The organism is Paractinoplanes pyxinae (genome assembly GCF_026626335.1).
GTDB lineage: Bacteria > Actinomycetota > Actinomycetes > Mycobacteriales > Micromonosporaceae > Actinoplanes > Actinoplanes pyxinae.
Genome location: NZ_JAPNTZ010000018.1, coordinates 115,904 through 141,233, shown reverse-complemented (window position 1 = coordinate 141,233; position 25,330 = coordinate 115,904). Strand labels below are relative to the sequence as shown.

The following is a 25,330-nucleotide window of genomic DNA, read 5'->3' as shown; positions in this document are numbered from 1 at the left end:
CAACGCGTGCGCTCGGCGCTGAGCGCTTGTGCTCTCGCGAGAGCAGATCCTGGCGGATGGATTTGTACCCGGCGCCCGGCGCGCGCTTAAACGTGAAACCACTTAGCGGTACCGCGCGATCAGATTTGCTGCACGACGTTGTCAAGGCCGGCAAGGCCGCTATCTCGGCGCGTCGAGTATGTTCGCGTGGCAGTTCGCGAAACTGCAGCACGCTGCCGACTGGCGGGGCTTGACTAGATTCGCGTCCATGTGTCAACGCTCCGCGAAATTTGAGAACCCGACGACCACCCGGGGGTCACGCTTCCGGGAGCGGCGACACCATGCAGGACCAGTACAACTCGGTGCAGCGCGGCGAGTAGCAGGAAATGTTCCCGCTGCTCGCCGATCAGGGCGTAGGCGGCCTGCCGTGGAGCCCGCTCGTCGGTGGGGTCATTGGCCGCGCGCGTGGGGGCAACGACACCCGAACCCATCGCCGTTCGAACCAAATTCCCCCTCATGATCGCCCGGGATTTCCGGCCACTCAGCCTCCTAGGATGCTTTACAGAAGTGGCCCATGACGACCTGCCTCATGCAGTCACCGCAGCACGGCCGTGTGCAAGGGTGCCGGCGTACCTAACGGCTGTTCGCCTGCGAGAGCTCGCACTTATCGCCGGAAACTGTCGTGTGTTTGGGAAACTTGCCGTTCTTGTTCAGCTTCAAGACACGCTGGCAGCACGGACATCGTTGGCCGCTGTGGGTGCGGCGGCAGCCACCGCGCATGTCCCGCTCGGCGGTGTACCGGTCGGTGCCGGAGGCGGGGCATTGCTTCTGCTCGCCGTACGACCACCACCCATGGGTCTCGGCGGAGTAGTGCTTGGGCAGAACCCTCGTCTTGGTCAAGGGCAGCCGCAGGCAGCAGTCGTTGCAGTGAGCCATGGTGATCACTCCGCCCCTGCGTGATGCAGATTGACGGTCGAGGAGAAGGCAGTACCTCGGCGACTTGCTCGGGGTCGTAGAGTTCTGCCGTGACTTCGGATTCCGCCACACGCTCGGCACGGGTACGGGTGTCCGGCGATTTGTACCATCCGGTGGTCCCGCCAGCAGCGATCTATGTGGGCCGTCAAGGTTTCGGGCTGCGGCGCTCGCCCTGGGCCAATCCCTACAGCGCCCGCGTGTACGGCCGAACGGAGGCGCTGCGCCTCTACCGTCAGTGGCTGCACGAGCGGCCCGAATTGATCGAACGGGCCCGGCGGGAACTGCCGGGGCATGTGCTGGCGTGCTGGTGCCCGTTGACGGCCGACTGACATGCCGACGTGCTGCTGGAGGTCATCGGCTGACTCGCAGACGATGCCGGCTTGTCGGCCGCGGTGGTGCGTAGACCCCGCCGATGCTGAACGCCTGCGGGCGTGCGGCTTGATTGCCGACGTAGAAGGCGACGTCACGATCGGCGGAGCACAGCTGATCGAGGAACTTAGCGCGTAGCTGGTTGGCGGCCTCGGTGTCGGTCAGGCTGCCAAGGCGGCGCTGCAACGCGACGAACTCCCAGTCGAGCAGGCTCTGTCGATGGCCGCGGCAGCGTGGGTCGGCGCACCGATATCGGTACGAGCCGGTGAACCGCGGGGCCTGCAGCGGTGCGCGGTGATGGTCATCGAGGATGTCGAGCTGGCTCAGGTAGCCGTTGATTTTGGCTTGTTGTTCAGGTGTCCAGCCCCGGTGCCGGTTGATGGTCATCCCGCTGATGTCATGGGTGCGGATGAGCGCGATCGACGGGGCATCGGACGCCTCGCGTGTCCGCTCGATGAGCCGGCACATCGATTCCTCGACGTACGGGTCGAGATAGCGGCGCCGGGCGGGACCGGGGTTGAGATGGTGCTCGAACCGGACGGTACCGACGATGGGCTGCCAGCTTTCTGGACGCCGGTCGTGGACGGCCGGGACCGCGTCGACGGTGACGATGTCGTACTTGCGGAACTTGTTGTCGTCGTCGAGGTCACGAAAGTGGATCGGGTAGAGGCGGATCCAGCTGCGCCGGCCCGGATCTACGCTCAGAGCTCCCACGCATACGGTCTCGCCGTGCCTGGCTGACGGATTGGGCGCCGCCTTAACGGTGATCAACAGCCGCAACGTCGCTACCTTGCCGACTTTGGGCGCAGGGCTGCGTTGGTCGTCGGGGCCCCAGAAGGACAGTTGGGTCACGCCACCACCCGCACGAAGAGTGTTTACGCTATTACTCCTAGCTAGAGCGATGCTGACAATGTCCTTCATGAACGCGAGGCAGTGACCCACACCGTCGGAATAATGACAATCACCGATTCGTGGTCGTGCGGTCAGCGCCCGAAGACTGACCATGTGGACGGTCACGCTCGCCGATGGTCGCAGCTGTCGGCGAGCCGTTCGACTCGAATCCGATCAGCCCGCGTGCCATCACGCTCAAGCGCGGCCCACATCTCGTACGGTTCTGCGAGCACACTGACCATCCGGCCGTCTCGAAACGCCCGGGGGCCTCGACAACAGCCGCCCTCCGAGTGACGGATGGTGCTGTGGTGGCGGAGATGGCAGTCTGGCTCGCGCTGCTGGTAATGGTGGATCGACTTCTGCGGCTTGTGGGGGTTCCTTCTTGGAAGTGTGGTACGAGCGGATGGCCGCGATTCCGGGTATCCGTTTCGACGGCAGTCCCGGTATTGATTGGTCCCTCTTGCCCGAGTCTCGGACCCGGCCCACTACGAACATGGGATACCTCATGTGGCCCGCAGCGGGCGGCTCGACTACATCAGCTTCACCAGCAAGCCGGCATACGGGTTCTGACGTGACACGTCTTCGACACGAGGATCTTGTGCGGTCGGTCTGGGAAGGGCTGGAACTTCCCGGCACGACAGCGGACTATCACTTCCTGTTGCAAGGCGCTGTGACGGAGCTGTGGTCACGTCGTAAGCGAGAGCCAGCCGGGCTGCGGATGGCAGAGACCTTCGGCTACCTAGACCTGGCCCTACTCGAGGCCGTCCCGCGTACTGCATGGCGGAACATCGATCATCCGAATGATGGCTTTCTGCGCATCACCAGCCTGGAACGCCTGGTCAGCATGTTGGAACGAGAGGGCGCCCTGCGGGAAGCCTTGGCGCTGAGCCGCCGCGCGCAGCGCTTCGGTGACCACTACCGAAGTGAAGAGTTGGAAGCAAAGGTTGCTGCCCTCGACGAGGAGTTGCGGTGATCGGCTCTCGTCTCGTGGATCTAGTCCCAGGGCAGTCATTTCTGGAGACCGCATTTGTTAGGTGGGTGCTGGCCGCCGCGGCGACGCCCGGCATCGCGGGGTGTGTGATCGCGCAGCACCCCGTAGCTGTGGCAGACCGGACGTACTGCTTGGACTACATGCTGGCCGGGTCCGGACTGAGGGTTGTGGTCGAACTCGACGGCTTCGCATTCCATAGCAGCAGAACGGCGTTCGTCTACGACCGGATACGGCAGAACGACCTGACGAGCCTTGGCTTTGTCGTCTTGCGGTTCTCCTACGATGCCATCCGGGACGACACGGCGCGGTGTGTTGCGCAGTTGCAGGCCGTACTAAGCGACGATCCGACGTTGGCGGCTCATCTCATCGCCAACCCCATCGTGCCTGTCCCGGATGACATGACGCCGAACCTTCTCGGATTGGCGACACCGCCAGCGCAGACTGTTCGACCGCAGCCCGACTACTTCGACCACGTGCGCCAGCGCATGGACCTTGGGCCGCTGCGGCTCTGCCAGCGGGAGGCGATGGCAAGCCTCGCCAACTACTACCGGCGCGGAGGCATCAACGCCGCCTGCGTGATGTCGGTGGGTGCGGGCAAGACCGCTCTGGGTGTCGCCGCCGCACTGGCGTTCACCAGGCGTAGGGCGTTGATCGTGACCCCCGGTCGGGTTATCCGCGGTACGTTCGCGACGGCTCTCGACCCCGGCACGGCTGGCAACGCGCTGTACACGCTGCGCGGAGGCCCCCTCATCGCCGGCTGCCGGCCGCCCAGGGTCAAGGTGCTTGACAGCGGCGCCGGGCCCATTCGGTCCGTCAGCCGCGACGAGTTGCTATCCACTGAAATCGTCGTGACGAACTTCCACGCCCTCAGCGCCAACGGTGGTGACAGCGGGCTGCTCGCCAAGCTGAATCCCAACGACATCGACTTCATCGTGATTGACGAAGCACACATCGCAGCCGCTGAGTCCTACCAGCAGCTCTTCGACCACTTCCCACACGCCCGCCGGCTGCTGATGTCCGCGTGCTTCACACGCGCAGACGGCAAGACCGTGGCCGCCGACGTGGTCTACCGCTACCGGCTCATCGACTCGATCACCGACGGACACGCCAAACACCTCCGCGCCCACCGATTCACACCGGACGTCGAGGAGACAACCTACGAAATCATCTGGCCGAGCGGCGACCGTGAGGAGATCATCGGTAAGCAAGCGCTGTTGGAAGTCATGCAGGATGAACGCAAACTCGCCCGCATCACAGCGACTTCAGAGGAACCCATCCGGCGCGTCATGCAGACGGTTCGCCAATGCCTGAACATGCAACACGATGTGCTCGCACCAGTCCGGCCACGCGTCCTGTTCGCTGCCCTCGGACAACATCACGCCGAGCAAGTCGCTCGCATCGCCAATGACCACGGCATCCCCTGCGCCACCCTGCACCACTCGATGAGCGACGCGTCGATCGCCGCGACCAGGGCCCGTTTCGAAGCCGAGTCCGGCAACCTGCAAGGCATCGTCCAACTCAAAATGCTGGGACAAGGCTATGACCTGCCGGCCATCACCGTCGTAGTGCCGATGCGACCCTATGGAAGCTTCGGCGAGTTCTACCAATTCCTCGGCCGCGGTATCCGCATCATCCACCATCCCGCCCTGATCGGCCGGGACGATCGCCAGCACCTCGATGTCGTTTACCACGGCGAGCTCGGGCTCGATGATCACTTGGAGACGCTTCGCCTCGAAAACGACATGGACCCTCGCCCGACCGACGCTGACCAGTTCGGCGACGCCCCCGTGCCCGACCTTTCAAACTTTGGTACGGCTCCTAGCGGTAATCAGTCAGCGCAGAATCCCGACGCGGTCGTCCTCGCCGAGCAAGGGGACACTCCCCAGCAGTTCCTTCACGACCTCGAGCAGGTCGAAGCTCGACGCGAAGAACGCGAACTGCACACCCTCGCCCAGCGGTACGCCGACTACGCCGCTACCAGACCGAACCCACGCTCGTTCGAAGAATTCGTGGCCGTCATCCGGAGCACCCATGGCTGACCTGGGCTATGCGCACGCCATCGCGGCCGCCGCGCCCGAGCAGTTCCTTCGCCTGGAACGCGACGCTGGACACTCGAGCCGTTTCACCGACGTCGACCAGGTCCTCGCCAACCTCATCGCAGCCGCCCTGGCCGGTGCGAAGATCGCGGACATCAAGGCCGGCCCGCCAAGCGACAAGAACAACGACACCATCACCCTGACACCGCTCGGCGCAGCCGAGAAAGCCTACGTCCACACGGCCTTCTCGCTGACCGCGCAGCAGGCCCGCGGCGCCTGGTTCCTCCCGGAGCAAGGCTCCCTCAAAGCCGGAATCATGAACCTGCCCGCGTACATCCGGAACGACCCGTGGTACGCCATAACCCGCAGCGCCGACGACGTCGCCCGCGTCCAGTTCGCCTCCACCGCCGACGCTGTCGCAGCCTGGTCACTTCTGATACCTCTCTTCGAGCGCCTGATGGCGCCTGTGCACACCCGGGCGGCCGGATCAACGGACACTCCTGAGGAGCAAACGGCTACGTGGGAGGCGATCACCAACTCCTTCGACCGCCTCGGGCTCAACACGCGAGCGACGCTGTCGGTCCTCACCTACCGAGGCGGATGGAGCAGCTTGGACCGAACCGGGCAAGCCCGAGCCCGAGCCGGTCTGCTCGACGTCCTTGCCGGAAGCGACCTGCAGCAGATCGCCGCTCGTTACCGCGCCGAACGAGTCCAAGCATTAGCCGCTGCGACGGGGAAGAAGGCGAAAGCCGGCACACCTCTGGCCCGCAAAGTCCTCACCCGATCGCTGCAGCCCGTGCTCAGCGCATACTTCGCAGGCGACTGGTTGGCATTCCTGGACTACCTCGACATGCCGCCCAACCCGAACGAAGAAGTTGTGACAGCTCTCCCGACACCGAAGCTCTACGTTAGTGGCGCAGCCAAAGCCGCGACCGTCGCCGCCGACCATGGGCTCGACGTCGATGACGTGCATGCCATGCTGGCGGCCTTCATGGGCCAAGACACGTCCGTCTCCGCAGTAGAGAAGCGTGTCGAGGTGATGAGCCGGTGGTGGACGCAGTTCGATGCACTGCACGCCAAACAGACCGCCGGTATGCCCGCACTGTGGGGGCTGCGCGAAGAAGGCGGGATATTCATTGGCAGAAGGAACCGACATGTCGAGCCGATCTACCGAACACTTCTGACAACCGACCTGGTCGCCGACGTCGACCAGCTCTGGGACGGCATTGTCCTTCCCCGCTGGCCCGAAACCATCGTCAGTGAGCCGTACCCGCACAGGCTGATGGCCGAGACGTTTGGCCCAGCAATGAAGTTCTGGGAGGGCGTGGCGCTCACAGCCTGGTACATCTGCGAAGGTCCATACTCCCGGACAAGCCTTGAAGGACTCCGCAACTACCACCAGCGAGACCTCCGAGCCCTGGAGGAAGCCGGCACCCCCATCCACCAAAGTCTGTTCGAAGAGCTGGCCAACGCCGAGCAATACCTTGGCCCCGCCCAGGAGATCGGATCAGAATCCTACGAGACTGACATCGCGGAGGTGGAAGGCGTACGTCTCAGCCTTCGCATCTCGAGTGGTGGCCAACGGCGGGACGGATTCGAGATTCTCCGCGACATAGTCACCCGTCATCGCCAAGGCTGGACTCGACGATATCTGAGGGAATACCTCCAGTTCCGTTGGAACAACGAACTCTCAACCGTGGCGCGCGAACTTCACCGCCTTATCGCTGTCCGAGGAAAACCGCCGACCTTCCGCCAATTCGCTAAGCTGGCAGCCGAAGCAGCGAACCACTGGTTCAACGGCGACCTCTCCAAGTTGTACACCACCATCGGCGAGAAGGCTCCGGCCGCGCCTCGCAGAGTTGACCTCCTCCCCACTAGCGCGGACAAATTCGTCAACGCCGTGTACCTCGCGCTTGGAGGGCAGTACTACGACGACGAGCTACATACAAGCGACCCAAAGGCAGTGGACCGCTACCGTGAAATTGCCAGACTCGCCGCCCGCGGCATCTACTACCTGCAGATCGCTGAAGCCACCGGACAACGACCGGAGCCTGCCCAATTTGGCATCAAGGAATACGAGTGGGATTGGGCAGGAGGTGTCGATCGAGGCTGGCCCGTTTTTGAGCGAGCGATCGACCAAGCAATTGGTGGATTCCCGTCCCTCCTACGCGCCCGACCTCAGTAACGTCACCCGGGTCGCGCTAGTCGGTCCTGAATGGGCTTCGCCATCGAGGTCGGCGCCCTCCGACTGGCGGAGCCACCGGAACCCTCAAGGAAGACCGCTGGCGAAACAGTCTTGGTAAAATGGTAGGTCAGGTGCCTGGCGACGACTCCAGGCGAGGAGATTCGTTGGACCCCTTTACTCGGCCGAGTATACTTTTCGGTGACCTGGTAAAACGTTAGTTAGCACGTCGCTGGGCCCTCTAAATGCTGGGGGCCACTTGTAACCGCACCTTGCCGAATCTCGCGGGCAAGGTGCGGTCGGAAGCGGAGAAAGTCTTAACGGTTCGCCCTACCTGAGTTCAGGTTCAGTTGGCGACCCGTATCGTCCGAGTCCCCGGTACGTCCAGCCCACGCCAATCCATTCTGCCGGGTCCAGACAGTTCATCGCGTCGATGATCCGGGTCTGCCGAACCACACCAGCAAGGGCAGCCGGTTCGACGTTGCGGAACTCGTCCCAGGCGGTCAGAACGCATACCAGGTCGGCGTCGCGGGCAGCGTCCTCGAGGCTCTTGGCGTAGGTGAGGTGCGGCGCAGCAGCCTGCGCGTTCTGCAAGCCGGCCGGGTCGTACACCCGCAGGTCGGCGCCGCACCCCTGCAGCAGACTCGCGACGGCGAGTGCCGGAGAGTCGCGTACGTCGTCGGTATTGGGTTTGAAGGCCGCGCCGAGCACCGCGATGCGGCGACCGCTCAGGTCCGGCTGAGTGGGCCGGCTTACGTCGCAGCCCAATAGCGCTGCCGCAAGCTCAACTACCCGGGTACGCCGCCGCCGGTTGATTGCGTCGATCTCGCCGAGGAAACGCAGATCAGTAACTCCGAGCTGTTCCGCCCGGGCGGCAAAGGCACGGATGTCCTTCGGTAGGCAGCCGCCACCGAACCCGACGCCGGCGCGCAGGAACTTGGAACCGATGCGTTCGTCATATCCCATCGCTCTGGCCAGCTGCGCCACGTCGGCGCCGGCCGCGTCGCACATCGTGGCCATCGCATTGATGAACGATATCTTGGTGGCCAGGAACGCGTTCGAGGCTACCTTGACCAGCTCGGCAGTGGCGACGTCGGTGATCACCACCGGGACCTCGCGGTCCTCGTTCATAGCCAGGTCGAAGACACCTTTGTGGGCAGCGTAGAGGGCGTCGATAGCCCAGTCCGAGGAGGCGCCAAAGACTACTCGGTCCGGCCGCAGCACATCCTCGACCGCGTGCCCCTCTTGGAGAAACTCGGGACTCCAAGCCACCTCCACCGCGACATCGGTAGGAGCGAAGCGGCGGCAGAGATCACGAATCCATTCGGTAGTGCCGACCGGCACGGTGGACTTGCCGACCAGCATCACCTTGCGGTCGAGATGGGGGACCAGCGAAGTCACGGCGGCCTCGACGTAGCGCAGATCGGCCACACCTTCCGGACCTTGCGGAGTTCCGACGCAGATGAAGTGGACGTCACCGAAGGCCGCAGCCTCGGCGAAGTCGGTGGTGAACCCCAGGCGGCCGGAATCGAGGTTGCGGTGGAGCACCTCGTCCAGGCCGGGTTCGTGAAAAGGTACGACTCCGGACCGCAGGTTCTCGATCTTGTCGGTATCGACGTCAACGCCGAGCACCTCGTAGCCGAGTTCGGCGAAGCAGATCGCGTAGGTCGCGCCCAGATACCCGGTACCGATGAAGGTCAGCCGGGGCCGGGTGGTTCCCGAGGGAAATGTTCCCGTGCCGACCGCGCGTGAATGGATGGGAAGGGTCATCGCCGGAATCCTCTCGTCGGGTCGTTGCGGCCAGGAACGTTCAGCGCTGTCACGCCGCAGCCCAGTCGAAGCTGCGCGTGGCGCCGTTTTCCCACCAGGTCTCAAAGAAGGCGATGGTCCAGAGCAGGCGGTCATGGTCTGCGGTTCCAGCGGCGTGCTGGTCGAGCAGCTCACCGACGAGATCTGCGCCGACCGCCCCCGCGACCACGGCACGCTCCGACAGCAGCAGGTCCCGCAGCTCACCGGCCCAGGAGCCGCGGAACCACAGGTGGAACGGGAGCAGGAACTTATGTTTGCGCTTGGCCAGCGTTTCCGCCGGAAGCGTGGTAGCTAGCGCGGACTTGAGGAAGCTCTTGTCGTCCAAACCGGCCTGGCGCACATCGGCCGGTAGAGCGGCCAGATAGCGCGCCAGCTCGCGGTCCATCAGCGGGAACGCCGGGCGCAGCCCCTGTGACAGCAGCACCTGGGTGTCTTTCGGGTAGACCCCGTCGACCAGCCAGGTGCGCCACTGGCCCAGCAGCAGCCGGTCGAAAGCGTGGTGCGAGACGTCGGTGCCGTGGACAGCGACCAAATGGTGAACGGGCAGGTCGTGTGGCACGCCGAGGCGGCCCAGTAGCCGCTCGCGCAGGGGTGCGTCTGTGAGCGCGGTCCGGTCTAGATACCAGCTGGCCAGTTTGACCGGGTCGAGCGGGGCGTCGGCGAACAGGGTGGGGCGTCGGGTGCGGGGATGCCCGAGTAATTCGTCACCGCCTTCGCCGCTGAGCACTATCTGGTGGCCGTTCGCGGCTGCTGCTTGGGCAATGAGGTGTTCGGCAAGCACAGACCGGTCACCGTGGGGGAGGTCGAAGCCTCGGGCGATGTCTGGCAGTAGGTTGAGGTGCTCGGCGGAGACTTTGACGAAATGGTGGTCGAGATCGAATTTCTTGGCCACGATCGCCGCGTACGCCGATTCGTCGTACTCGGCGTTGTCGAAGGTTGCGGTGTAGGCGACCGGTCGCACGCCGAGCCTGGTCGCAGCGATCGCCCCTACTGTGCTGGAGTCCATGCCGCCGCTGAGAAACATGGCGGGCGTTTCGTCGCCCTTTAGCTGTCGCCGCAGGCTGCCGGTGATGAGGTCGACGATGTCCGGCCCGGCCTGCCGGATGGCCTCCGGCACGTCTGGGCTGTGTGCACCCGAGGCGTGCAGCGGCTCGGCGATCGGGCTGAATCTGATCTCGCCGCCGGCCAATTCCGCGCTGTTGCCCGGCGGGACCTGGCGGATCTCACGGATCGGGGTGTACGGATACGGCACGTACTGGAAAGTCAGGTATGCGGCCAGAGCGTCTCGATCGAGAGTGCCGTTGGAACCGTTCTCAGCCAGCGCCGCGCGCAGGCGCCCGAACGTGGAGGAGATCCACAGCCGGTCTCCGCCGGCAGCGACGTAGGCCCGTCCGAGCCCCATCGCGTCCCTGAACACCACGGTGCGGCCGGTGGCCCGATCGGCGAGAATTACCACCAATGGAGCGGTCTCCAGCACCGGCCGGAGGGCCTGGTCGCCGTTTTCCAGCCAGGCGTGGGCCAGTTTGTGCGGGTCTATGAGGGTAGCCCCGGAGCCGTATACGGCGCACTGCACCCGTTCGTCGACATACTGGGCGCCGGCTCTGGTGAGGTCATCGGAGGTGAGTTCGGAGGTACGAACGAACATGGGATTCCTAATGTCGTCGAGAACGATGGGAAGCGTCACCTGCGGAGTTCGAAGACGTCTTCAAGGCCGGCCCGGGCCTGCTCATCCGGGAACGCGTCGGCCCATGCGGAGGCCAGTCGTCCGGCCCGTGGGTCCCGATGCCAGCGGTTAGGTGCTCCGGTGCGAAAGACAGATCGGCGTACCGCCCAGATGTCGTTGAGGTCGCGCAGCCGTGCCCGCCCACTGTGCAGCGTCGCGGCCAGCATCGTGAGCAGCGCGTATCCCGGGTCGGACAGTCGCAGTCCGGAGCCGGCCGGTCTGCCCGCCGCAGCGACCACGTCTGCCCAGGCCAGGTCGGGCATGGCGAGCCCGGCAGTCACATCGACGGGTAGCAAGTCGGCCACCGGTGGGGCGAGCGTGAAATCACCCGGGCTGTTGGCTGTCAGATGCCATCCTTGATTGCGCAGGGCGGTGGCTACCGCGCCGGCAGTGTCGTTGTCGGGGACGACGATGTCGAGGTCGTTCGACTCGCGCAGCCCGGGAGCGGGGTAGTTGCCGGAGAGCGCTGGACCTTTGGTGACCAGGTATCGGTCGATCCCGGTGAGTGCCTTGGCGCAGGCGGTGATGGTGTGCTCGAGCCGAGTACGGCGCTCGCTGACCGCGGCAGCCAGGCCGACGAGCGGGGCTGGTATTGGATGCGCGGCCTCCGTGAGCCGTGCGATCACGACCGCGGTTACCCGTTCTTGCGCGGCGGCCGCCGCAATGCAGGTCCAGTCCGCGTCAGGTCTCGGCATCCGGTCTGCGGCGAAATCGTCGTCCTGGTCGAGACGGCCGAGCGCGCCGAGCACCTGCCAGCTCTGTGGGGTCATTGGCTTGCCTCGGCCAGGGCCGGCATCGCAGTGGCCGCTGCGGCCGGCACCTTGGGGTCGCCGTATTGGTTCCACCACAGCGCGATTGTCAGGGCGTGCAGGCGAGTGCGGTCGTATTCGCCGGCCTGCGGCTGACGCGCCCGGCGCAGAGACAGCCGCAGTACCGGTGGCAGGTCCGGGTCAGCGAGTGCACGGGTCAGCTCCGCGTCGCACCAGGCGGCCAGCTCGCCCCTGAGCCAGGTCGGCAGGGGTGAGCCGAAGCCGCGCTTGTTCTGCTCCTCGGTGATGATCCGCGGCACGCCGAGCTTGCGTGCCGCCGTCCGCAGCAGGTACTTGGCGCCGTCCGAGGAATACTTCTTGTAGCGCACCGGCAGGGCGTAGGAGAACTCCGCGAACGTCCGGTCCAGATACGGCGAGCGGCGTTCGAGACCGAAAGCGCTGGACAGCTTGTCCGAGGTGAGCAGCAGTGGTGGAAAGGAGACTGCCAGGTCGGTCAAGGTCAGCGCCTGGCCGAGGTCGCCGGCCGCCTGGAACTGCTCATAGACCAGGCGCTGAGCGGCCGGATCCAGATCGGGGCCCCGCTTGATCAGCTGAAAATAGCGTTCCGCGGCGCGGTCGCTGGACTGCTCATGCCGGGCAAACTTTTGAGCCATGGGCTGATACGACGCGAGCGCCGCTTCCCGTGAGATGAGTTCAGCGCCCTCCAGGATGAGATGATGCCGGATGTAGCCCATGAGGAACTCGTCGGGGCCGATGCCGCCGGCCACTACGCGGACACCCCTGGCCGCGATCTCCCGGTACAGCATGTACTCGGAGAACACGCTCGCGTTGCCGACCGGGTAGTCGAGGAAACGGACGATGTCCCTTGCGTGCTCACGAAATTCGGCGGCACTTGGTTGCAGGACGACGAGCTCGGTGCCCAGATCGTCGGCGATGGCACGGACCTGTTCGAGCTCGTCGAGCTGGGGGATGCCCGGGTACTGCACGGTGACCAACAGCTCCGGGCGCATGGTGTAGGCCAGCACGGCGGAGTCCAGACCACCGCTGACCGCGAGCGCAAGGGGTTCGGCAGGCCGGCACCGGTCGACGGCACCGAGCAGCAGTTCGGTGAATTGCTTGGCTACGTCTCCGGTTGGTTCGCTCACCGGGATGTCGCGCAGCCGCCAGTATTCCTGCTGCTCGATGCGGTGCGACCGGGCGTTGAAGCGCAACATGGCGCCGGGCGGCAGCATCCGCACACTGTCCCAGGGAGTCTGGTCCGTCAGCGGCGTCTCCAGAGTCAGCCAGGACGGGGGTGCCGAGCGGGTCAGCTTGTCGACCGTGTCCAGCGCCTTGACCTCGGAGGCGAAGGTGAGCCGGGCGCCCTCTACAGACCAGTACAGCGGTTTCTCACCGAACCGGTCGCGTGCCAGTAGCAGGGTGGCGTCGCGCGGGTCATAGATGGCCAGCGCGAACATGCCTTCCAGGTGCCGCAGGACGTCGCTGCCGAGGCGCAGGTAGCCCTCCAGCACGACCAATGCGTCACTGTCGCCCGCCTGCAGATCGATCTTCCATTGGCGGGCGAGCTCGCGCCAGTTATAGATCTCACCGTTGAAAGTGAGCAGACAACCCGTCCCGGCGTCCTGGTACGGACCCAAACGGTCCTCACCGGCGAGGATGGCAAGCGTATTCATGCCTAGCGCGGCTGTTCCACCGACCGCGGCACGCACATGGGTCCCGTTGGGGCCGCGGTGTGCGATGCTGGCGGCCATCTGGCTGACCCGGGCGGACAGTGGTGCCGAATCCGCGCTGTCCTCGACGCATCCCGTTATCCCGCACATGACTGCTCCATGGGTGTGCTGAGGGGGAGACGGTCCGTGTAGTGCAGCGTCGTGTCGATCACCAGCCGGGGCCAGCCACTATGCTCCAGACCGGCCGCCGTCATCGCCGCCGTGATTGTTGTCGTCGTGTCCGGACCCCAGCTTCGCGGGGTAGCGAGCAGAATCATCAGGGAGCTGACCGGATCGGTGCCGGCTGGCAGTGATGGGAGTTCGTCTCGGACGATCGACTCGAAGGCCCGCCAGCGTGCAGTGGGCCCGTTCCGCTCGCCTGCGAGAGTCTCGAGGCGCCGGTACACCTCCTCCGTGCGCTCGCGCACGGCGACCGGTGCAAGCCGGCGGACCCGATTTTTCAAACGGATCAGAACACTGACCGGATCAAGGTCGTGTCCGGTGACCGGCTTCGCGGTCGCCTCAATCGTCTGCAGCGCGGCCGCGTGCAGGCCGTCGGCGTCGTGCCCGGCGTGCAGATCGGCGGCCAGCTCCAGCGCCCTGCGCAGGTCTTCTTCGCCGGCGAAGAGCAGGAACTCATGGGCCGACAGCAGCGAGTCGTCAGCCGAGTGGATCATGTTCATTCCCACGTTCGTCGCGAGCAGGTCGTGACGAAGCTGACCGGGGCAGGTCCGGTACGGATCGCTCGGCCCTTTGAGCGTGGTGATGACCTCGGCGGGCGAACGGCCGTCCGTGTCGGGAACGTAGAGCAGCGCAGCGATCGACGGACCAGCCATCAACACCTGAGCCGTCAGCCACCACGAACCGACCATGTTCTGGGGGTTCAGGGTGGACAGGTTGTACTGGTAAAGGCGCTCCCAGCGGCCCGGATCCGGCATCGCCGACACCACGTGCAGCGGCACCGCGCCGGTGGCCACCAGGCCTTTCCAGGCAAGGGTGCAGCAGTCCCGGGCCAGGCAGTCCGGTTTGAGCATGACGAAGACACAGCGAGGCAGGATGTCCCAGCGAGCACCCGGGACGGCGTCGTTGAGCCGCTGCCACAAAGGCGCGGCGAGGCCGACGCTAGCCGGGAAGTTTTCCCCGACCAGACCGGGCGGGGCGTCGGGGAAGACCTCCAGGAAGGCTTTCTCGTAGTCGTTGCCCGTCATACCGGGGCCGCCGCGAGCGCCTCGATCAACCGCCTCGCGAATGGCACCAGGTCCAGCTGCAACGCCTCATCGACGGCGCAGAAGCGCATCTCCTGACCCTCGCCGAGCACCAGGTCATCGATCGTGGCCTCGGTGCGCACGAGGAAGGCGGCCAGGATGTGGCCGCGTCCTTCGCGGTCGACGACGCTGCCGAACGTGACCGGATCGGTGACAGTGAGCTGAAGTTCTTCGTAGAGCTCACGAATTACGGTGGCATGGGCGTCCTCGCCCGGATCGGCCAGTCCGCCGGGGATCGACCAGAGACCCGGATGCACGATCTCGGGCTTGTCGTCGCGTAGCTGGATCAGCACCCGATCTTCCGGATCGACGACCAGGCCGACCGCCCCGTACGACGGATCTGCTGTGCCGGCAGCGAGCTGTGCGTCCTGCGGGCTCAGATAGGGCACGGCTGATATTGGCGTGGCGTTGATCAAGAGGTGCTCTCCAGGTGAAGGACGAGATCGGGTAGGGAGTCCTGAGCCTCCAAGGCCAGGAGGATGGTGAGGCAGAGGGACAACACAGACCCGGTCCACGCCTCGGCATCCCCGACATGCAAACCCTGCATCGTCTGGATCCGCTGGTATCGCTCCAGGGTCAGGAGGCACCCAAGCGGGTCACCCGACTCGGTGAGACGCGTGAAGGCATCACGGCGGCGCGCACCTGACGCAACACGATGACCGGCACCTGTGAGCAGTGCGTCTACCGTCGCGTTCAGGGCGTCGCGGGCGCTTAGCGCCGCGTCGAGTGCATGGCACCGGGTGAGCAGCGCCGTAGTGTTCCCGATGGCTGTCCGGGCCAGTCCGACGTACTGTCCGAGCGTCAGCTCGCGCAGCGCGGAGTCGCGGAGCCGTTCCTTGAGGCCTCGATGCCAGTCTTCGCCCAGCAGCGGTTCGGCGTTCATGATTCGGTTGAGCAGGTCCAGGTGGGTCGGCAACACATCGCCGGCCGAGCTGAGCCCTTCCGCCGCTGCCTCAATTTCGCGAATCGAGCGGTGCTCGCATTTCCAGCTCAGTCCGTGCGCATAGTGGTGATCCAAGCCGGCGGCGATCGGTCTCGCGGCGTGTACGACCAGTAGGTCGATACTGCCTAGCCCGAGCCAGTCGTTGTCCTCGCCGTGGGTGTGCAGCAAGGCTGCGGGGGCAGTCGTGAGCACAGCGTCCGGTACGGCGATGCCGTGCACGGACAGAGTCGATGAGGTGTGAGAGTGTGACACCTTTTTAGCCCCCGTGGCGTTGATAGGCGCTTTAAAAATTCACGCTTAAGAATGCTTCGTTCAGGCCTCTGTGGTGCTGGCGGGCCTATAAAGATCTCCGTCAGAACTCCATCTGCAAATGTCGGATGGTCGATTCGGCGATGGGTCGGATCGTCAGCCTAGATACCCAGCGTAGTTCTGCGTCAAGCAAGAACGTCGATCTGTTAGGTCTCTCACATGATCTCAGGTGGCGTGCCCCTTATGTCTAATTAAGACGGAAATTTTCGGGTGCAAATCGACCCTCCAATGAACGTAAGATTACTAACAAGGAATGCTCAGACCCCCTGAGTGAAGATGATCGCCTGTTCATGTGGGGTGGCCGGAGACGGCGACTACGGCAAATGTCACTCAGAGTATAAATCTTGACGGCTCGAATCATCGCAGCATACGATCCCGATCGATGCCGCAGGGGATCATGCCGCCCATGGCGTGACATTTTCCGTGAGGCATGCTAGCGACACGGGGAAATATGACTGAATGCATGGCCCTTGTTGGGGTCAGCTTTTTGCGCATGCCCATCGGCAGGTGCCGTAGCACTGTGTCGCCGTGCACGGCGGCCAGCAGGTCTGAGGGCCGTTCCCACAGGCAAGGCTCGATCGGCCGCCCCGCGCATCACGCAGTCCATTCCACGCCGAGCGCGTCCGCGTTCTGCGTCCGTTTAGGAGGCGTCGTTGACGATAACCTCGGCAGGAACTTCGTCTCGGTACGACGCGAGATGGCTCGCGGTGACGCCGGCCCAGACCTCGATCTGGCTCAGCGAGCATTTGCGGCCGGGCACCGCGCGCTATGTCGAGTCCCTGGCTTTCCGCCTGACTGGCCCAGTCACGCCAGATCTCGTCGGCCGGTGCTTCGCCGCGCTCGTCGATCGGTACGACGTGTTCCGGAGTTCCTACCGGCTCCACGACGGTCAGGTACGGCGCACGCCAGTGGACGGGTACGAGCCTGATTTCCGGTCCCGGCCGATCGAAGTGGACGCCGAGGCCGAGGCAATCCGTGAGTTCTTGACCGAGCCCATGAATCTGACAGCCGGCGAGGTGGCCCGAGCTCTGTTGCTGTCCCCGTCGTCCCGTGAACACATCCTCGTTCTCGCCTTCCATCACGTCGTAGTCGACGAATGGACGTTCGGGCTGATTATCGAGGAACTCGGCGAGATGCTCTCCGCGGCCATCGCCGGCCGTATGCCCCGGCTGCCGGACGCCGTCGGGGTCGCCTCACCGCGCCCCGAGCCCGGCGAGCCCGGTCACTGGCAGGTACGGCTGGACGGCGCCCCGCTGATAAGCACTATGCCCACCGATCGGCCGCGACCTACCGCACCCACCGCGACCGGCGGCCAGGTCAGTCTAGGGTTGGGCGACAGCGTCCGCCGACTGACCCGGGCACTTCGGACGACACCGGTCCCGGTGCTGTTCGCTGCCGCGTATGTGCTGCTGTCGCGGCACACCGGGCAGAACGATCTAGTGGTGGGCATGCCATGGTCGAGCCGCAACCCGCCGGCCACCGATCGGGTCGCCGGATGCTTCATCGACATGCTGCCGATCCGGCAGGACCTCTCCGGCGCGCCGAGCTTCGCAGACCTGGTCCGGCAGGTGGCCGCCGAGATCGGTGAGTCCAGCCGCAATGGGGTGTCCTACGCACGGTTGGCACAGGAAATTTCCGATCTGCCTCGCTGCCAGGTCGTCGCCACCGTCGGCGAACGAGAGGTACCACTACTGGTTGAAGGGTTGCACACCGAGCGGCTGCGCCCGCATAACGGGACCGCGAAGTACGATCTCTTCCTTCAGATGATCCCCGACGGTGCCGGGCACCTGGGCCTGCTGGAGTACTCCGCCGACCTGTTCGACCACCAAACCGCCGAGCGTTTCCTGGCCAGGCTGAGTCGGCTACTGGATAGCGCCGCCATCGCGCCCGGCACCTCGGTCAACGAGCTGGAGATTCTGACACCCTTCGAGGCAGACCTCGTCGCCCGGGTATTGCCGACTGGTCCGGTCGCCGACCGGCCGTCTCGGCGCCTGCATGAGCACTTCGAGGCGCAGGCCGCCCTGACTCCGGAGGCGCCGGCCGTGATCCGCGACCGTGAGCAGATGACGTACGGCGAGTTGGAGCGCCGAGCCGATCGCCTGGCTCGGGTGCTGCGCGCGCGAGGCGCGGCCGGCGCAGTGGTCGGCATCCTGCTCGACCGTTCATTCGAACTGGCCATCTCAGTGCTGGCAGTGCTCAAGGCCGGCGCCGCCTATCTGCCGCTCGACCCGGCCTATCCGCTGGATCGGCTGGACTTCATGCTGCGTGACAGCCGGGTGGAGCTACTGCTGGCCGACGGCGATGTCTCGGTCTCCGCGCCAGTCAGTGTGATCAGCACGCGCACCGACGCACCGCAGGACACCGCCTCCGGTGGGGACGGCCGGCTTGCCTACGTCATCTACACCTCCGGGTCCACGGGCATGCCCAAGGGGATCGCCATGCCGCAGGCGGTCCTGGATAACCTGGTGAGCTGGCAGCTAGGCGAGTCCACGCATGGATCCGGCCGGACGCTGCAGTACTCGGCGCTGAGCTTCGACGTCTCCTGCCAGGAGATGTTCAGCACCTGGGCCGCGGGTGGCGTGCTAGTTCTGGTCGACGAGAAAGACCGGACCGACCCGGCTCGACTGCTCGACATCCTGACCGAGCATCGTGTCGAGCGGTTGTTCCTCCCATACGCGGGTCTGCAGCATCTGGCGACTTACTGCGCTGCGGCACAGCGATACCCGAGCACCCTGCGCGAGGTGATCACCGCGGGCGAGGCGCTGATTGTGACCGACTCGATCCGGGCGATGTTCCAGCGATGCGCGGGGGCGACACTGACCAATCAGTACGGTCCGTCGGAGACCCACGTCGTCACCGCCCGCACTCTGAACGGCGACCCCAGACTCTGGCCGACGAACCCGGACATCGGCTTTCCCATCGCGAACACCCGTGTGCATCTGGTCGACCAGGCGCTGCGGCCGGTGCCTCCGGGCGCCGTGGGCGAGTTGCTGGTTGGCGGCGTAGCGGTGGCCGATGGCTATCTGCACCGGCCGGAGGCGACCAATGAGCGTTTCGTCGCGGATCCTTGGGAGCCGAGTGATACCGCGATGAGCTATCGCACCGGGGATCTGGGCAGGTTCCGGGCCGACGGGTCCATTGAGTTCCTCGGCCGCAGCGACGGCCAGATCAAAATTCGTGGGTACCGCGTCGAGCCAGGAGAAATCGAGCACCTGCTAACCACTGTCACCGGCGTCGATGAGGCGGCAGTCGTCGTACGGCCAACATCGATGGGCGCGCAGTTGGCAGCCTACGTGCGTGCCGCCGAGCTGGACCCGCAGTCGCTGCGCGCCGAGCTTGCGAGCCGCCTGCCCGCCTACATGGTGCCGCAGACAATCACCGTGATAGAGGCGTTCCCGCTAACGCCCAGCGGCAAGATCGATCGACGTGAATTAGCCGCTCGGCAGCCTGAGACACCGGGCACGGCCGGCAGCCGGCGGCCCCGCGACCGGGTCGAGATCGAGTTGTGCGAACTGTGGTCGCGAGTGCTGGGCCTGCCTGAGGTCGGAATCGACGATGACTTTTTCGACCTGGGCGGAAGTTCCTTCAGCGGCGTGCAGTTGGTGGCGATGATCCGACTCGAGATGGGCCAGCAGGTAGAATTGCCCACACTGTATCAAGCTTCGACAGTCGCGCTGCTGGCCGAGGCACTGCGCGACGGTGAACAGCCAACCCGAACCGCCAGCCTGGTCAAACTGCGCGATGGCGACCGCGGTGTCCCACCGATCTTCTGCTTTCACGCGTTGCCCGGCTCGGTGGTGCGATTCGGTGTATTCAAAAGCTTGCTGCGCCCCGGCCGTCCCATCTACGGACTCCAGGCCCGAGGGCTGGATCCCCGGCAGCCGCCTCATACTGACGTGGTAGAGATGGCCGGGGACTACCTGAGGGAGATCCGCGAGGCGTTTCCCGACGGCCCCTACGTGCTCTTCGGCTACTCGCTGGGCGGCGTGATCGCCTACGAGACGGCGCGTCAGCTACAAGCCGACGGCGCCGACGTGGCGTTGCTCGCGCTTGGCGATACGGACTCCGTGTGGGACTTCGAGAGCACTCGCGGCGACGTCCTCGAGCACCTGGTCACCAAGGCACTGAAGCTCGATCTCGATGTCGCCGAACTTGCCGCAATGAGCGGCCGGGAGCGGGTACAGCGAATCCTCGACGCCGGCATCGCCGGTGGTGCCCTGAGCCGCGATTTCGGCCTCGACCGGCTGCGCCGGATGCTCGAGATGTACGAGACCAACGCCACCGCCGTTGCTACTTACCAGGTCCGCCCCTATGCGGGAGACCTGCTGTTGCTACGTGCCGAACAGGCTCCATCAGCGCCTGACGATCTGGGCTGGGGTCGATTTGCCCGATCAGTACAGGTGGAGTGGGTGCCGGGCGATCACTTCCACATGCTCGAGCCGCAGGCGGCTGCCGTCCTGGCCGACATTCTGGACCGCCAGCTCGAACATCAGGAGTGCCGATGAGCGAGACGCGGTCGGCCGGCGCACGTCTGCTCGGCGGTTTTGGGCCGCCGTTGCAGGTGCGTCGCCTACGGCTGCTGTTGTCCGGACAGGTGGCCAGCCGCACCGGCGACCTGGTTTTCACGGTCGCCATCGCTAGCCACACCCTGTCCCTGAACCGGAACGGTTCGTTGCTGGCGTTCGTGCTTCTGGCCCAGACCATCGGCACGATCGCCATGCTGGTGCTGAGCGGCGCGGTCACCGACCGCCTCGGTGCACGCCAGGTGCTGCTGGCAGCCGACGTGCTGAGAGCCGCAGCGTTGGCCACCCTCTCCGGTCAAGTGTTGTTCGGAGGCACCCATCCGGCCGTGCCAGTGCTGGTGGGCGTGGCACTGGGGGTCGGCGACGGCCTGTTCGAGCCCGCCTTCGCGGTGGCCTTCGCGCAAGTAACCCCGGCTGAGAGCCGGATCGGAGCGAACGCGCTGAAGTCGCTGACCTGGCGGCTGTCCGCGATCGTCGGTGCGGCCGCCGGTGGGGTCCTGGTTTCCACGGCCGGAACCGCCACTGCGTTCGCGCTGGCGGCGGCCAGCTTCCTGCTGGCCGCCGCCGCCGTGCTACGGATGGGTCGGTGGGCAGAGCCGGCACCGGAGCACCGGGAGTCGATCCTGCGCGATCTACGCGCCGGCCTGGGCTATCTGCGCTCGGTTCCCTGGCTGCTGGCATTGATCGCTACGTCCGGACTGGTCACCTCGCTGGTCATGGCACCGTCACGGGCACTGCTGCCGCTCGTTGTCACCGATCGCTTCGGCACCCCCGGGCTGTACTCGATCCTGCTGGTCGCTGAGGCGTTCGGCGGGCTGCTGGCCGCGCTGGTCATTGGCCGCTACGGCGCGCTGCCACGCCGCGGGCAGGTCGCAGTGGGCGGCATGCTGTTCTACTGCCTCGGCTACATCACTGCGTCACAGTCGGCGAACGCAGTGCTCAGCGTCGCCGCGCTGGCGATGGGCGCGATGGCGATCACCGCGAGCGCGGTCGCCTACGTCTCGATCCTGCAGACCTCCGTACCGGAGCGATACCTCGGCCGCGTGGCCGCCTTCGACTCCATCTTGACGATCGGCGGCGCGCCCCTGGTCCTCGCGGCCGTTCCGGTGCTCTCACCGTATGTCGACAACTCGCTCATGTTGGCCGCTGTCAGCGCTGTCGCGGCCGCGTCCTGCCTGTGCTGCCTGACGCTGCGCCGGCTTCGTGTGCTCTGAAACGGAATGCAAATGCCTGAGAGCAGGGAAAGCTTCACCGAGCAGCCCTATATCGCACCGACCGGCGTACATGCCGCCGCGGTAGCCCGGATCTGGGCTGACGTGCTCGACCTGGACCGTGTGGGCGGCATGGACAGCTTCTTCGATTTCGCCGGAACCTCTATCAACGCCGTTGTGGTCTGTGGCCGCGTGGGCGACGAACTTGGTGTACAGGTCGCACCGGAAGCAATCTTCGAGCGAGACGTCCTGAACGACTTCATCGCCTCTCTGAACAATCGCGAAACGGCCGCGTCCTGACATCGAGGAGCACCATGGATCTGCTGAGGCGATTCACCAACTGCGTGAACCAGTATCCCGACCTGGTCGCCGTGTCGCACGGCGACGACTCCGTGACGTACGCCGAGCTGGATGCCTGGAGCCGAGACGTGGCGACACGGCTGCGGGCGACTGTTGGTCAGGCCCACCCGCGTGTCGGTCTCTGGCCGGTACGAGAGATCAGCGACTATGCGGGATATCTGGCGATCCTGCGAGCGGGCGGCATTGTCGTACCACTGAACCCGGCTTTTCCGGCCGACCGTAATCAACGGATCTGCACCCAGGCCGGCCTGCGCGCCGTGCTCACCCAGGACGGCGCGGTGCCCGCGGCGCTGCCGTCGTCGATCCCTGCGGTGGCAGTGCACGGGCCTGACCCGGCCGACGGCACCGTATTGCCGACGCCGCAAGTGGCGCCGGACGACATCGCCTACATCCTGTTCACCTCCGGCTCGACCGGTACCCCTAAAGGGGTACCGATCAGCCACCGCAACGTGAACGCCTACCTCGACCAGGTCCTCACGACCTATGACATCGGCCCCGGGTGCCGGCTGTCGCAGACCTTCGACCTCACCTTTGACCCATCCGTTTTCGATATTTTTGCAGCGCTCGGGACCGGCGCCACGGCGGTGCTCCCGCGTGCCGGAGACCTGATGAACCCAGTCCGGTATGTCACCGAGCAGCGGCTCACGCACTGGTTCTCGGTTCCGTCACTGGTCTCGGTGGCACGTCGGCTTTCCCTGCTGCCCGCCCGCTCGATGCCCGACCTTCGAGTCAGCAAATTCATCGGCGAACAGTTCACCCTGGCACAGGCCGAGGCGTGGGCAGCGGCCGCACCGGGCAGCATTATCGACAACGTCTACGGCCCCACCGAGGTGACCGTCGCCTGCACCGGGTATCGGCTGCCCTCCGACCGGGCCGACTGGCCGGTCACGGCTAACGGCACCGTCCCGATCGGTGAATCGTACCGAGAGGTTGAGGTGACGGTTCAGGAGGACGGCGAGTTGTTGCTGCGCGGAGCACAGCGATTCGATGGATATGCCGACCCGGCCGACGACAGCGGTCGCTTCGTTCCGGACACCGCGCCGATCACTGCCGAACATTGGTACCGCACCGGCGACCGGGTTGCCCGCCTCGACGAAGGTGGATTCCTGCACCTCGGCCGGCTCGATCACCAGGTGAAGCTCAATGGCTACCGTATCGAGCTCGGTGAGGTCGAGATGGCGCTCCGCGAGGACCGCAGAATCCTGGACTGCGTGGTGCTCGCCGTGGAGGAGGATGCTGGTCTGCACCAACTGCACGCCGTCTACTCGGGCAGCCCGGTGACGCCGGCCGAGATGATCCGCGGTCTTCGCGACCGGCTCCCGCAGTACATGATTCCGCGGCGGTTCACCCGACTGCCCGAATTGCCGCTCACCGCGAACGGCAAAATCGACCGGCGGGCACTACGGGACTTGCTGCCGGCTCTGTCCAGGTCGTGAGAACGGTGATTCGGCTGTCCCTTTCTCCCTTCGTCGAACAGGACCGTCTGCCGTGAATGAGCAAGCAGACCAGCGGTACGCACGAGTTCTCGACATCGTCGCGGCAGTGCTACGCATCCCCGAGGTTGAGGCCGAGAAGAGTTTCTTCGACCTCGGCGGTACCTCCTTGCAGGCCCTTCGCATTTGCGCCCGGCTCGAACGTGACCTGTATATCGCGGCCCGGCCGCAGGCCTTGTTCGACAGCGAGTCACTGGCGGAATTCCTGGCCGCTGCCTGCACATGACAGCTTCGTCAGCCACAGCGTCCCTCCCATCGGCCAGGAGTCGGATCATGCCGGAACTCGAAGGCAGCGAGCTCATCCATGAAGCCGTCGGCCGTCAGGCCCTCCGGCGCCCCGAGGCGACCGCTGTCTTCTTTCGAGGCTCGCGAGTCACCTACGGCACGCTGGACGCCGCCGCAGAGGCTTACGCCGACATGCTGGCGGGCGCCGGTGTCGGCCCTTCCTCGACCGTTGCCGTGATACTGCCCCGCGGACCTCAACTCATTGCCGTTCTGCTGGCAGTTCTCAAATGCGGCGCGGCCTATGCGGCCATCGACCGCCGATGGCCGCAGGCCAGGATCGAACAGGTCACGCGTCTCATTGCGGCGGGAACCGTAGTGTCGGGCTCACCGACGGATGCCACCGGTCACTGGCTGACCCTGGACGAGCCGCTGGAGCAGGTGGCCGCACGAGCCCGGCCGCGTCCACGCGTCCGCATCGACGGCGCCCATCCCGCGACAGTGTTCTTCACCTCGGGCAGCACGGGCAACCCGAAGGCAGTGGTGTCTCCGCACCGTGCCACCACGCGTTTGTTCACCCCGGGCGGCTTCGCCGACTTCGGCCCGGGACACACGATGCTGCAGGCGGCTCCGTGCTCCTGGGATGCTTTCAGCTTGGAGGTCTGGGGACCGCTGATAAGTGGCGGTACCTGCGCCGTTGCCGAGCAGGACCATCTACTGCCCGGGATCCTGGCCGATCTCATCAGGACGACCGAGGTGGACACGGCGTGGTTGACCACCTCGTTGTTCAACCTGCTCGTGGACGAAGACGATCCTGGCAAGTCCTGCTTCGCCGGTCTGCGCCAAGTCTTGACCGGCGGTGAGCGGTTGTCTCCCGCGCACGTCGCGAGTCTTCTCGCCCGCCATCCCGACGTCGATCTCATCAACGGCTACGGTCCGGTGGAGAGCTGCGTCTTCGCCACGACTCACAAGATCAGCGCGATGGACTGCGCTCGAGACACCGGGATCCCGCTGGGGACGCCTGTACCACAGACGACGGTGCTCGTGCTCGACGGCGAGCGAGTTTTGCCGCGCGACAGCCTTGGCGAGATCTGCATCGCCGGCGCCGGACTGGCGATCGGCTATGCCGGTGACCCGGATGCCACCGACGCTGCCTTCGCCACGGTACAGCTCGACGGCGTACCTACCCGCGTCTACCGCACCGGCGACTTCGGCCTGATCGACTCGGACGGCCTCTTGCATTTTCGCGGGCGACGCGACCTGCAGATCAAGATCGCGGGTTATCGCATCGAGCCGGAAGAGATAGAGGCCGTCGCGCGGCAACTGCCCGGCGTCCGCGACGTCGCTGTGGTCGCCACCGCGGCCCAGGACGGCGAATCAGCTCGGCTGTTGTTGCTGTACACCACGGCAGCCGGCGATGCTCCGCGTCCGCACGCCGTACGGCGTGCGCTCGTAGCGGTGTTGCCCGCATATCTGGTGCCGCACGTAGTTCGGCAGATGACAACCCTGCCCACCACCGCCACCGGGAAGCTGGACCGCCAGGCCCTGTTGGCTTCCTGCTGACCCGCCC

At 65.5% G+C, this 25,330-nt stretch carries 18 protein-coding genes; 10 read left to right on the top strand and 8 right to left on the bottom strand.

The window, feature by feature from the left end; genetic code table 11:
- Nucleotides 1-1,004: 1,004 nt before the first annotated feature.
- Nucleotides 1,005-1,283 carry a DUF4326 domain-containing protein gene (locus OWR29_RS39460; protein ID WP_267568666.1) on the top strand — a complete coding sequence of 93 codons (279 nt, stop codon included), beginning with the start codon at nucleotides 1,005-1,007 and terminating at the stop codon, nucleotides 1,281-1,283.
- 22 nt (nucleotides 1,284-1,305) lie between these two features.
- Here OWR29_RS39460 and OWR29_RS39455 read toward each other — a convergent pair whose 3' ends face one another.
- Complete coding sequence (locus tag OWR29_RS39455) at nucleotides 1,306-2,175, bottom strand: DUF8757 domain-containing protein (RefSeq protein WP_267568665.1); 870 nt, start codon at nucleotides 2,173-2,175, stop codon at nucleotides 1,306-1,308.
- Between the two features lie 610 nt (nucleotides 2,176-2,785).
- On the opposite strand from OWR29_RS39455, the gene OWR29_RS39450 reads away from it, so the two are divergent.
- The 3 genes from OWR29_RS39450 (at nucleotide 2,786) to OWR29_RS39440 (ending at nucleotide 7,426) form a co-directional block, all read left to right on the top strand.
- Entirely contained in the window at nucleotides 2,786-3,187 is a 402-nt protein-coding gene (locus OWR29_RS39450; RefSeq protein ID WP_267568664.1) for a hypothetical protein, read from the top strand.
- A gap of 65 nt (nucleotides 3,188-3,252) precedes the next feature.
- Nucleotides 3,253-5,244 (top strand): DEAD/DEAH box helicase family protein, encoded by a 1,992-nt coding sequence (locus OWR29_RS39445; RefSeq protein WP_267568663.1) that lies wholly within the window; start codon nucleotides 3,253-3,255, stop codon nucleotides 5,242-5,244.
- Nucleotides 5,237-7,426 (top strand): hypothetical protein, encoded by a 2,190-nt coding sequence (locus tag OWR29_RS39440; protein WP_267568662.1) that lies wholly within the window; start codon nucleotides 5,237-5,239, stop codon nucleotides 7,424-7,426. The genes OWR29_RS39445 and OWR29_RS39440 overlap by 8 nt, the downstream gene beginning before the upstream one ends.
- 327 nt (nucleotides 7,427-7,753) lie before the next feature.
- On the opposite strand, the gene OWR29_RS39435 is transcribed toward OWR29_RS39440, so the two are convergent.
- The 7 genes from OWR29_RS39435 to OWR29_RS39405 are packed head-to-tail and all read right to left on the bottom strand — an operon-like array spanning nucleotide 7,754 to nucleotide 15,861.
- On the bottom strand, nucleotides 7,754-9,193 hold the full coding sequence (locus OWR29_RS39435; RefSeq protein ID WP_267568661.1) for a UDP-glucose dehydrogenase family protein: 1,440 nt from the start codon (nucleotides 9,191-9,193) through the stop codon (nucleotides 7,754-7,756).
- 49 nt (nucleotides 9,194-9,242) lie between these two features.
- Nucleotides 9,243-10,916, bottom strand: coding sequence for an asparagine synthetase B family protein (locus tag OWR29_RS39430; RefSeq protein WP_267568660.1), 1,674 nt, complete (start codon nucleotides 10,914-10,916; stop codon nucleotides 9,243-9,245).
- Entirely contained in the window at nucleotides 10,913-11,725 is an 813-nt protein-coding gene (locus OWR29_RS39425; RefSeq protein ID WP_267568659.1) for a nucleotidyltransferase family protein, read from the bottom strand. The genes OWR29_RS39430 and OWR29_RS39425 overlap by 4 nt, the downstream gene beginning before the upstream one ends.
- Complete coding sequence (asnB, locus tag OWR29_RS39420) at nucleotides 11,722-13,545, bottom strand: asparagine synthase (glutamine-hydrolyzing) (RefSeq protein ID WP_267568658.1); 1,824 nt, start codon at nucleotides 13,543-13,545, stop codon at nucleotides 11,722-11,724. The genes OWR29_RS39425 and asnB overlap by 4 nt, the downstream gene beginning before the upstream one ends.
- Nucleotides 13,533-14,642 carry a hypothetical protein gene (locus OWR29_RS39415; protein WP_267568657.1) on the bottom strand — a complete coding sequence of 370 codons (1,110 nt, stop codon included), beginning with the start codon at nucleotides 14,640-14,642 and terminating at the stop codon, nucleotides 13,533-13,535. The genes asnB and OWR29_RS39415 overlap by 13 nt, the downstream gene beginning before the upstream one ends.
- A complete protein-coding gene (locus OWR29_RS39410; protein WP_267568656.1) occupies nucleotides 14,639-15,115 on the bottom strand; it encodes an NUDIX domain-containing protein in 477 nt (158 codons plus the stop codon). Before OWR29_RS39410 ends, OWR29_RS39415 begins: the two co-directional genes overlap by 4 nt.
- Nucleotides 15,112-15,861 (bottom strand): hypothetical protein, encoded by a 750-nt coding sequence (locus OWR29_RS39405; protein WP_267568655.1) that lies wholly within the window; start codon nucleotides 15,859-15,861, stop codon nucleotides 15,112-15,114. The genes OWR29_RS39410 and OWR29_RS39405 overlap by 4 nt, the downstream gene beginning before the upstream one ends.
- A gap of 797 nt (nucleotides 15,862-16,658) precedes the next feature.
- Here OWR29_RS39405 and OWR29_RS39400 point away from each other — a divergent pair.
- Genes OWR29_RS39400 through OWR29_RS39375 form a run of 6 tightly spaced genes read left to right on the top strand, consistent with a single transcriptional unit; the run spans nucleotide 16,659 to nucleotide 25,323 of the window.
- On the top strand, nucleotides 16,659-20,456 hold the full coding sequence (locus OWR29_RS39400; RefSeq protein ID WP_267568654.1) for a non-ribosomal peptide synthetase: 3,798 nt from the start codon (nucleotides 16,659-16,661) through the stop codon (nucleotides 20,454-20,456).
- Nucleotides 20,453-21,688, top strand: coding sequence for an MFS transporter (locus OWR29_RS39395; RefSeq protein ID WP_267568731.1), 1,236 nt, complete (start codon nucleotides 20,453-20,455; stop codon nucleotides 21,686-21,688). The genes OWR29_RS39400 and OWR29_RS39395 overlap by 4 nt, the downstream gene beginning before the upstream one ends.
- Nucleotides 21,689-21,700: 12 nt before the next feature.
- Nucleotides 21,701-21,985, top strand: coding sequence for a phosphopantetheine-binding protein (locus tag OWR29_RS39390; protein ID WP_267568653.1), 285 nt, complete (start codon nucleotides 21,701-21,703; stop codon nucleotides 21,983-21,985).
- Nucleotides 21,986-21,999: 14 nt separating this feature from the next.
- Nucleotides 22,000-23,481: an AMP-binding protein gene (locus tag OWR29_RS39385; protein WP_267568652.1), complete on the top strand. Its 1,482-nt coding sequence runs from the start codon at nucleotides 22,000-22,002 to the stop codon at nucleotides 23,479-23,481.
- Nucleotides 23,482-23,533: 52 nt separating this feature from the next.
- Nucleotides 23,534-23,764, top strand: coding sequence for an acyl carrier protein (locus tag OWR29_RS39380; protein WP_267568650.1), 231 nt, complete (start codon nucleotides 23,534-23,536; stop codon nucleotides 23,762-23,764).
- A 47-nt stretch (nucleotides 23,765-23,811) separates the two neighbouring features.
- Nucleotides 23,812-25,323, top strand: a complete 1,512-nt coding sequence (locus OWR29_RS39375) for an amino acid adenylation domain-containing protein (RefSeq protein WP_267568649.1) — start codon at nucleotides 23,812-23,814, stop codon at nucleotides 25,321-25,323.
- Nucleotides 25,324-25,330: the final 7 nt, after the last annotated feature.

Bases quoted from the DNA above. Each gene is read 5' to 3' on its own strand.
- OWR29_RS39440 (WP_267568662.1), top strand. From the start codon at position 5,237: ATGGCTGACCTGGGCTATGCGCACGCCATCGCGGCCGCCGCGCCCGAG.
- OWR29_RS39435 (WP_267568661.1), bottom strand. From the start codon at position 9,193: ATGACCCTTCCCATCCATTCACGCGCGGTCGGCACGGGAACATTTCCC.
- OWR29_RS39425 (WP_267568659.1), bottom strand. From the start codon at position 11,725: ATGACCCCACAGAGCTGGCAGGTGCTCGGCGCGCTCGGCCGTCTCGAC.
- asnB (WP_267568658.1), bottom strand. From the start codon at position 13,545: ATGTGCGGGATAACGGGATGCGTCGAGGACAGCGCGGATTCGGCACCA.
- OWR29_RS39415 (WP_267568657.1), bottom strand. From the start codon at position 14,642: ATGACGGGCAACGACTACGAGAAAGCCTTCCTGGAGGTCTTCCCCGAC.
- OWR29_RS39395 (WP_267568731.1), top strand. From the start codon at position 20,453: ATGAGCGAGACGCGGTCGGCCGGCGCACGTCTGCTCGGCGGTTTTGGG.
- OWR29_RS39390 (WP_267568653.1), top strand. From the start codon at position 21,701: ATGCCTGAGAGCAGGGAAAGCTTCACCGAGCAGCCCTATATCGCACCG.
- OWR29_RS39385 (WP_267568652.1), top strand. From the start codon at position 22,000: ATGGATCTGCTGAGGCGATTCACCAACTGCGTGAACCAGTATCCCGAC.
- OWR29_RS39375 (WP_267568649.1), top strand. From the start codon at position 23,812: ATGCCGGAACTCGAAGGCAGCGAGCTCATCCATGAAGCCGTCGGCCGT.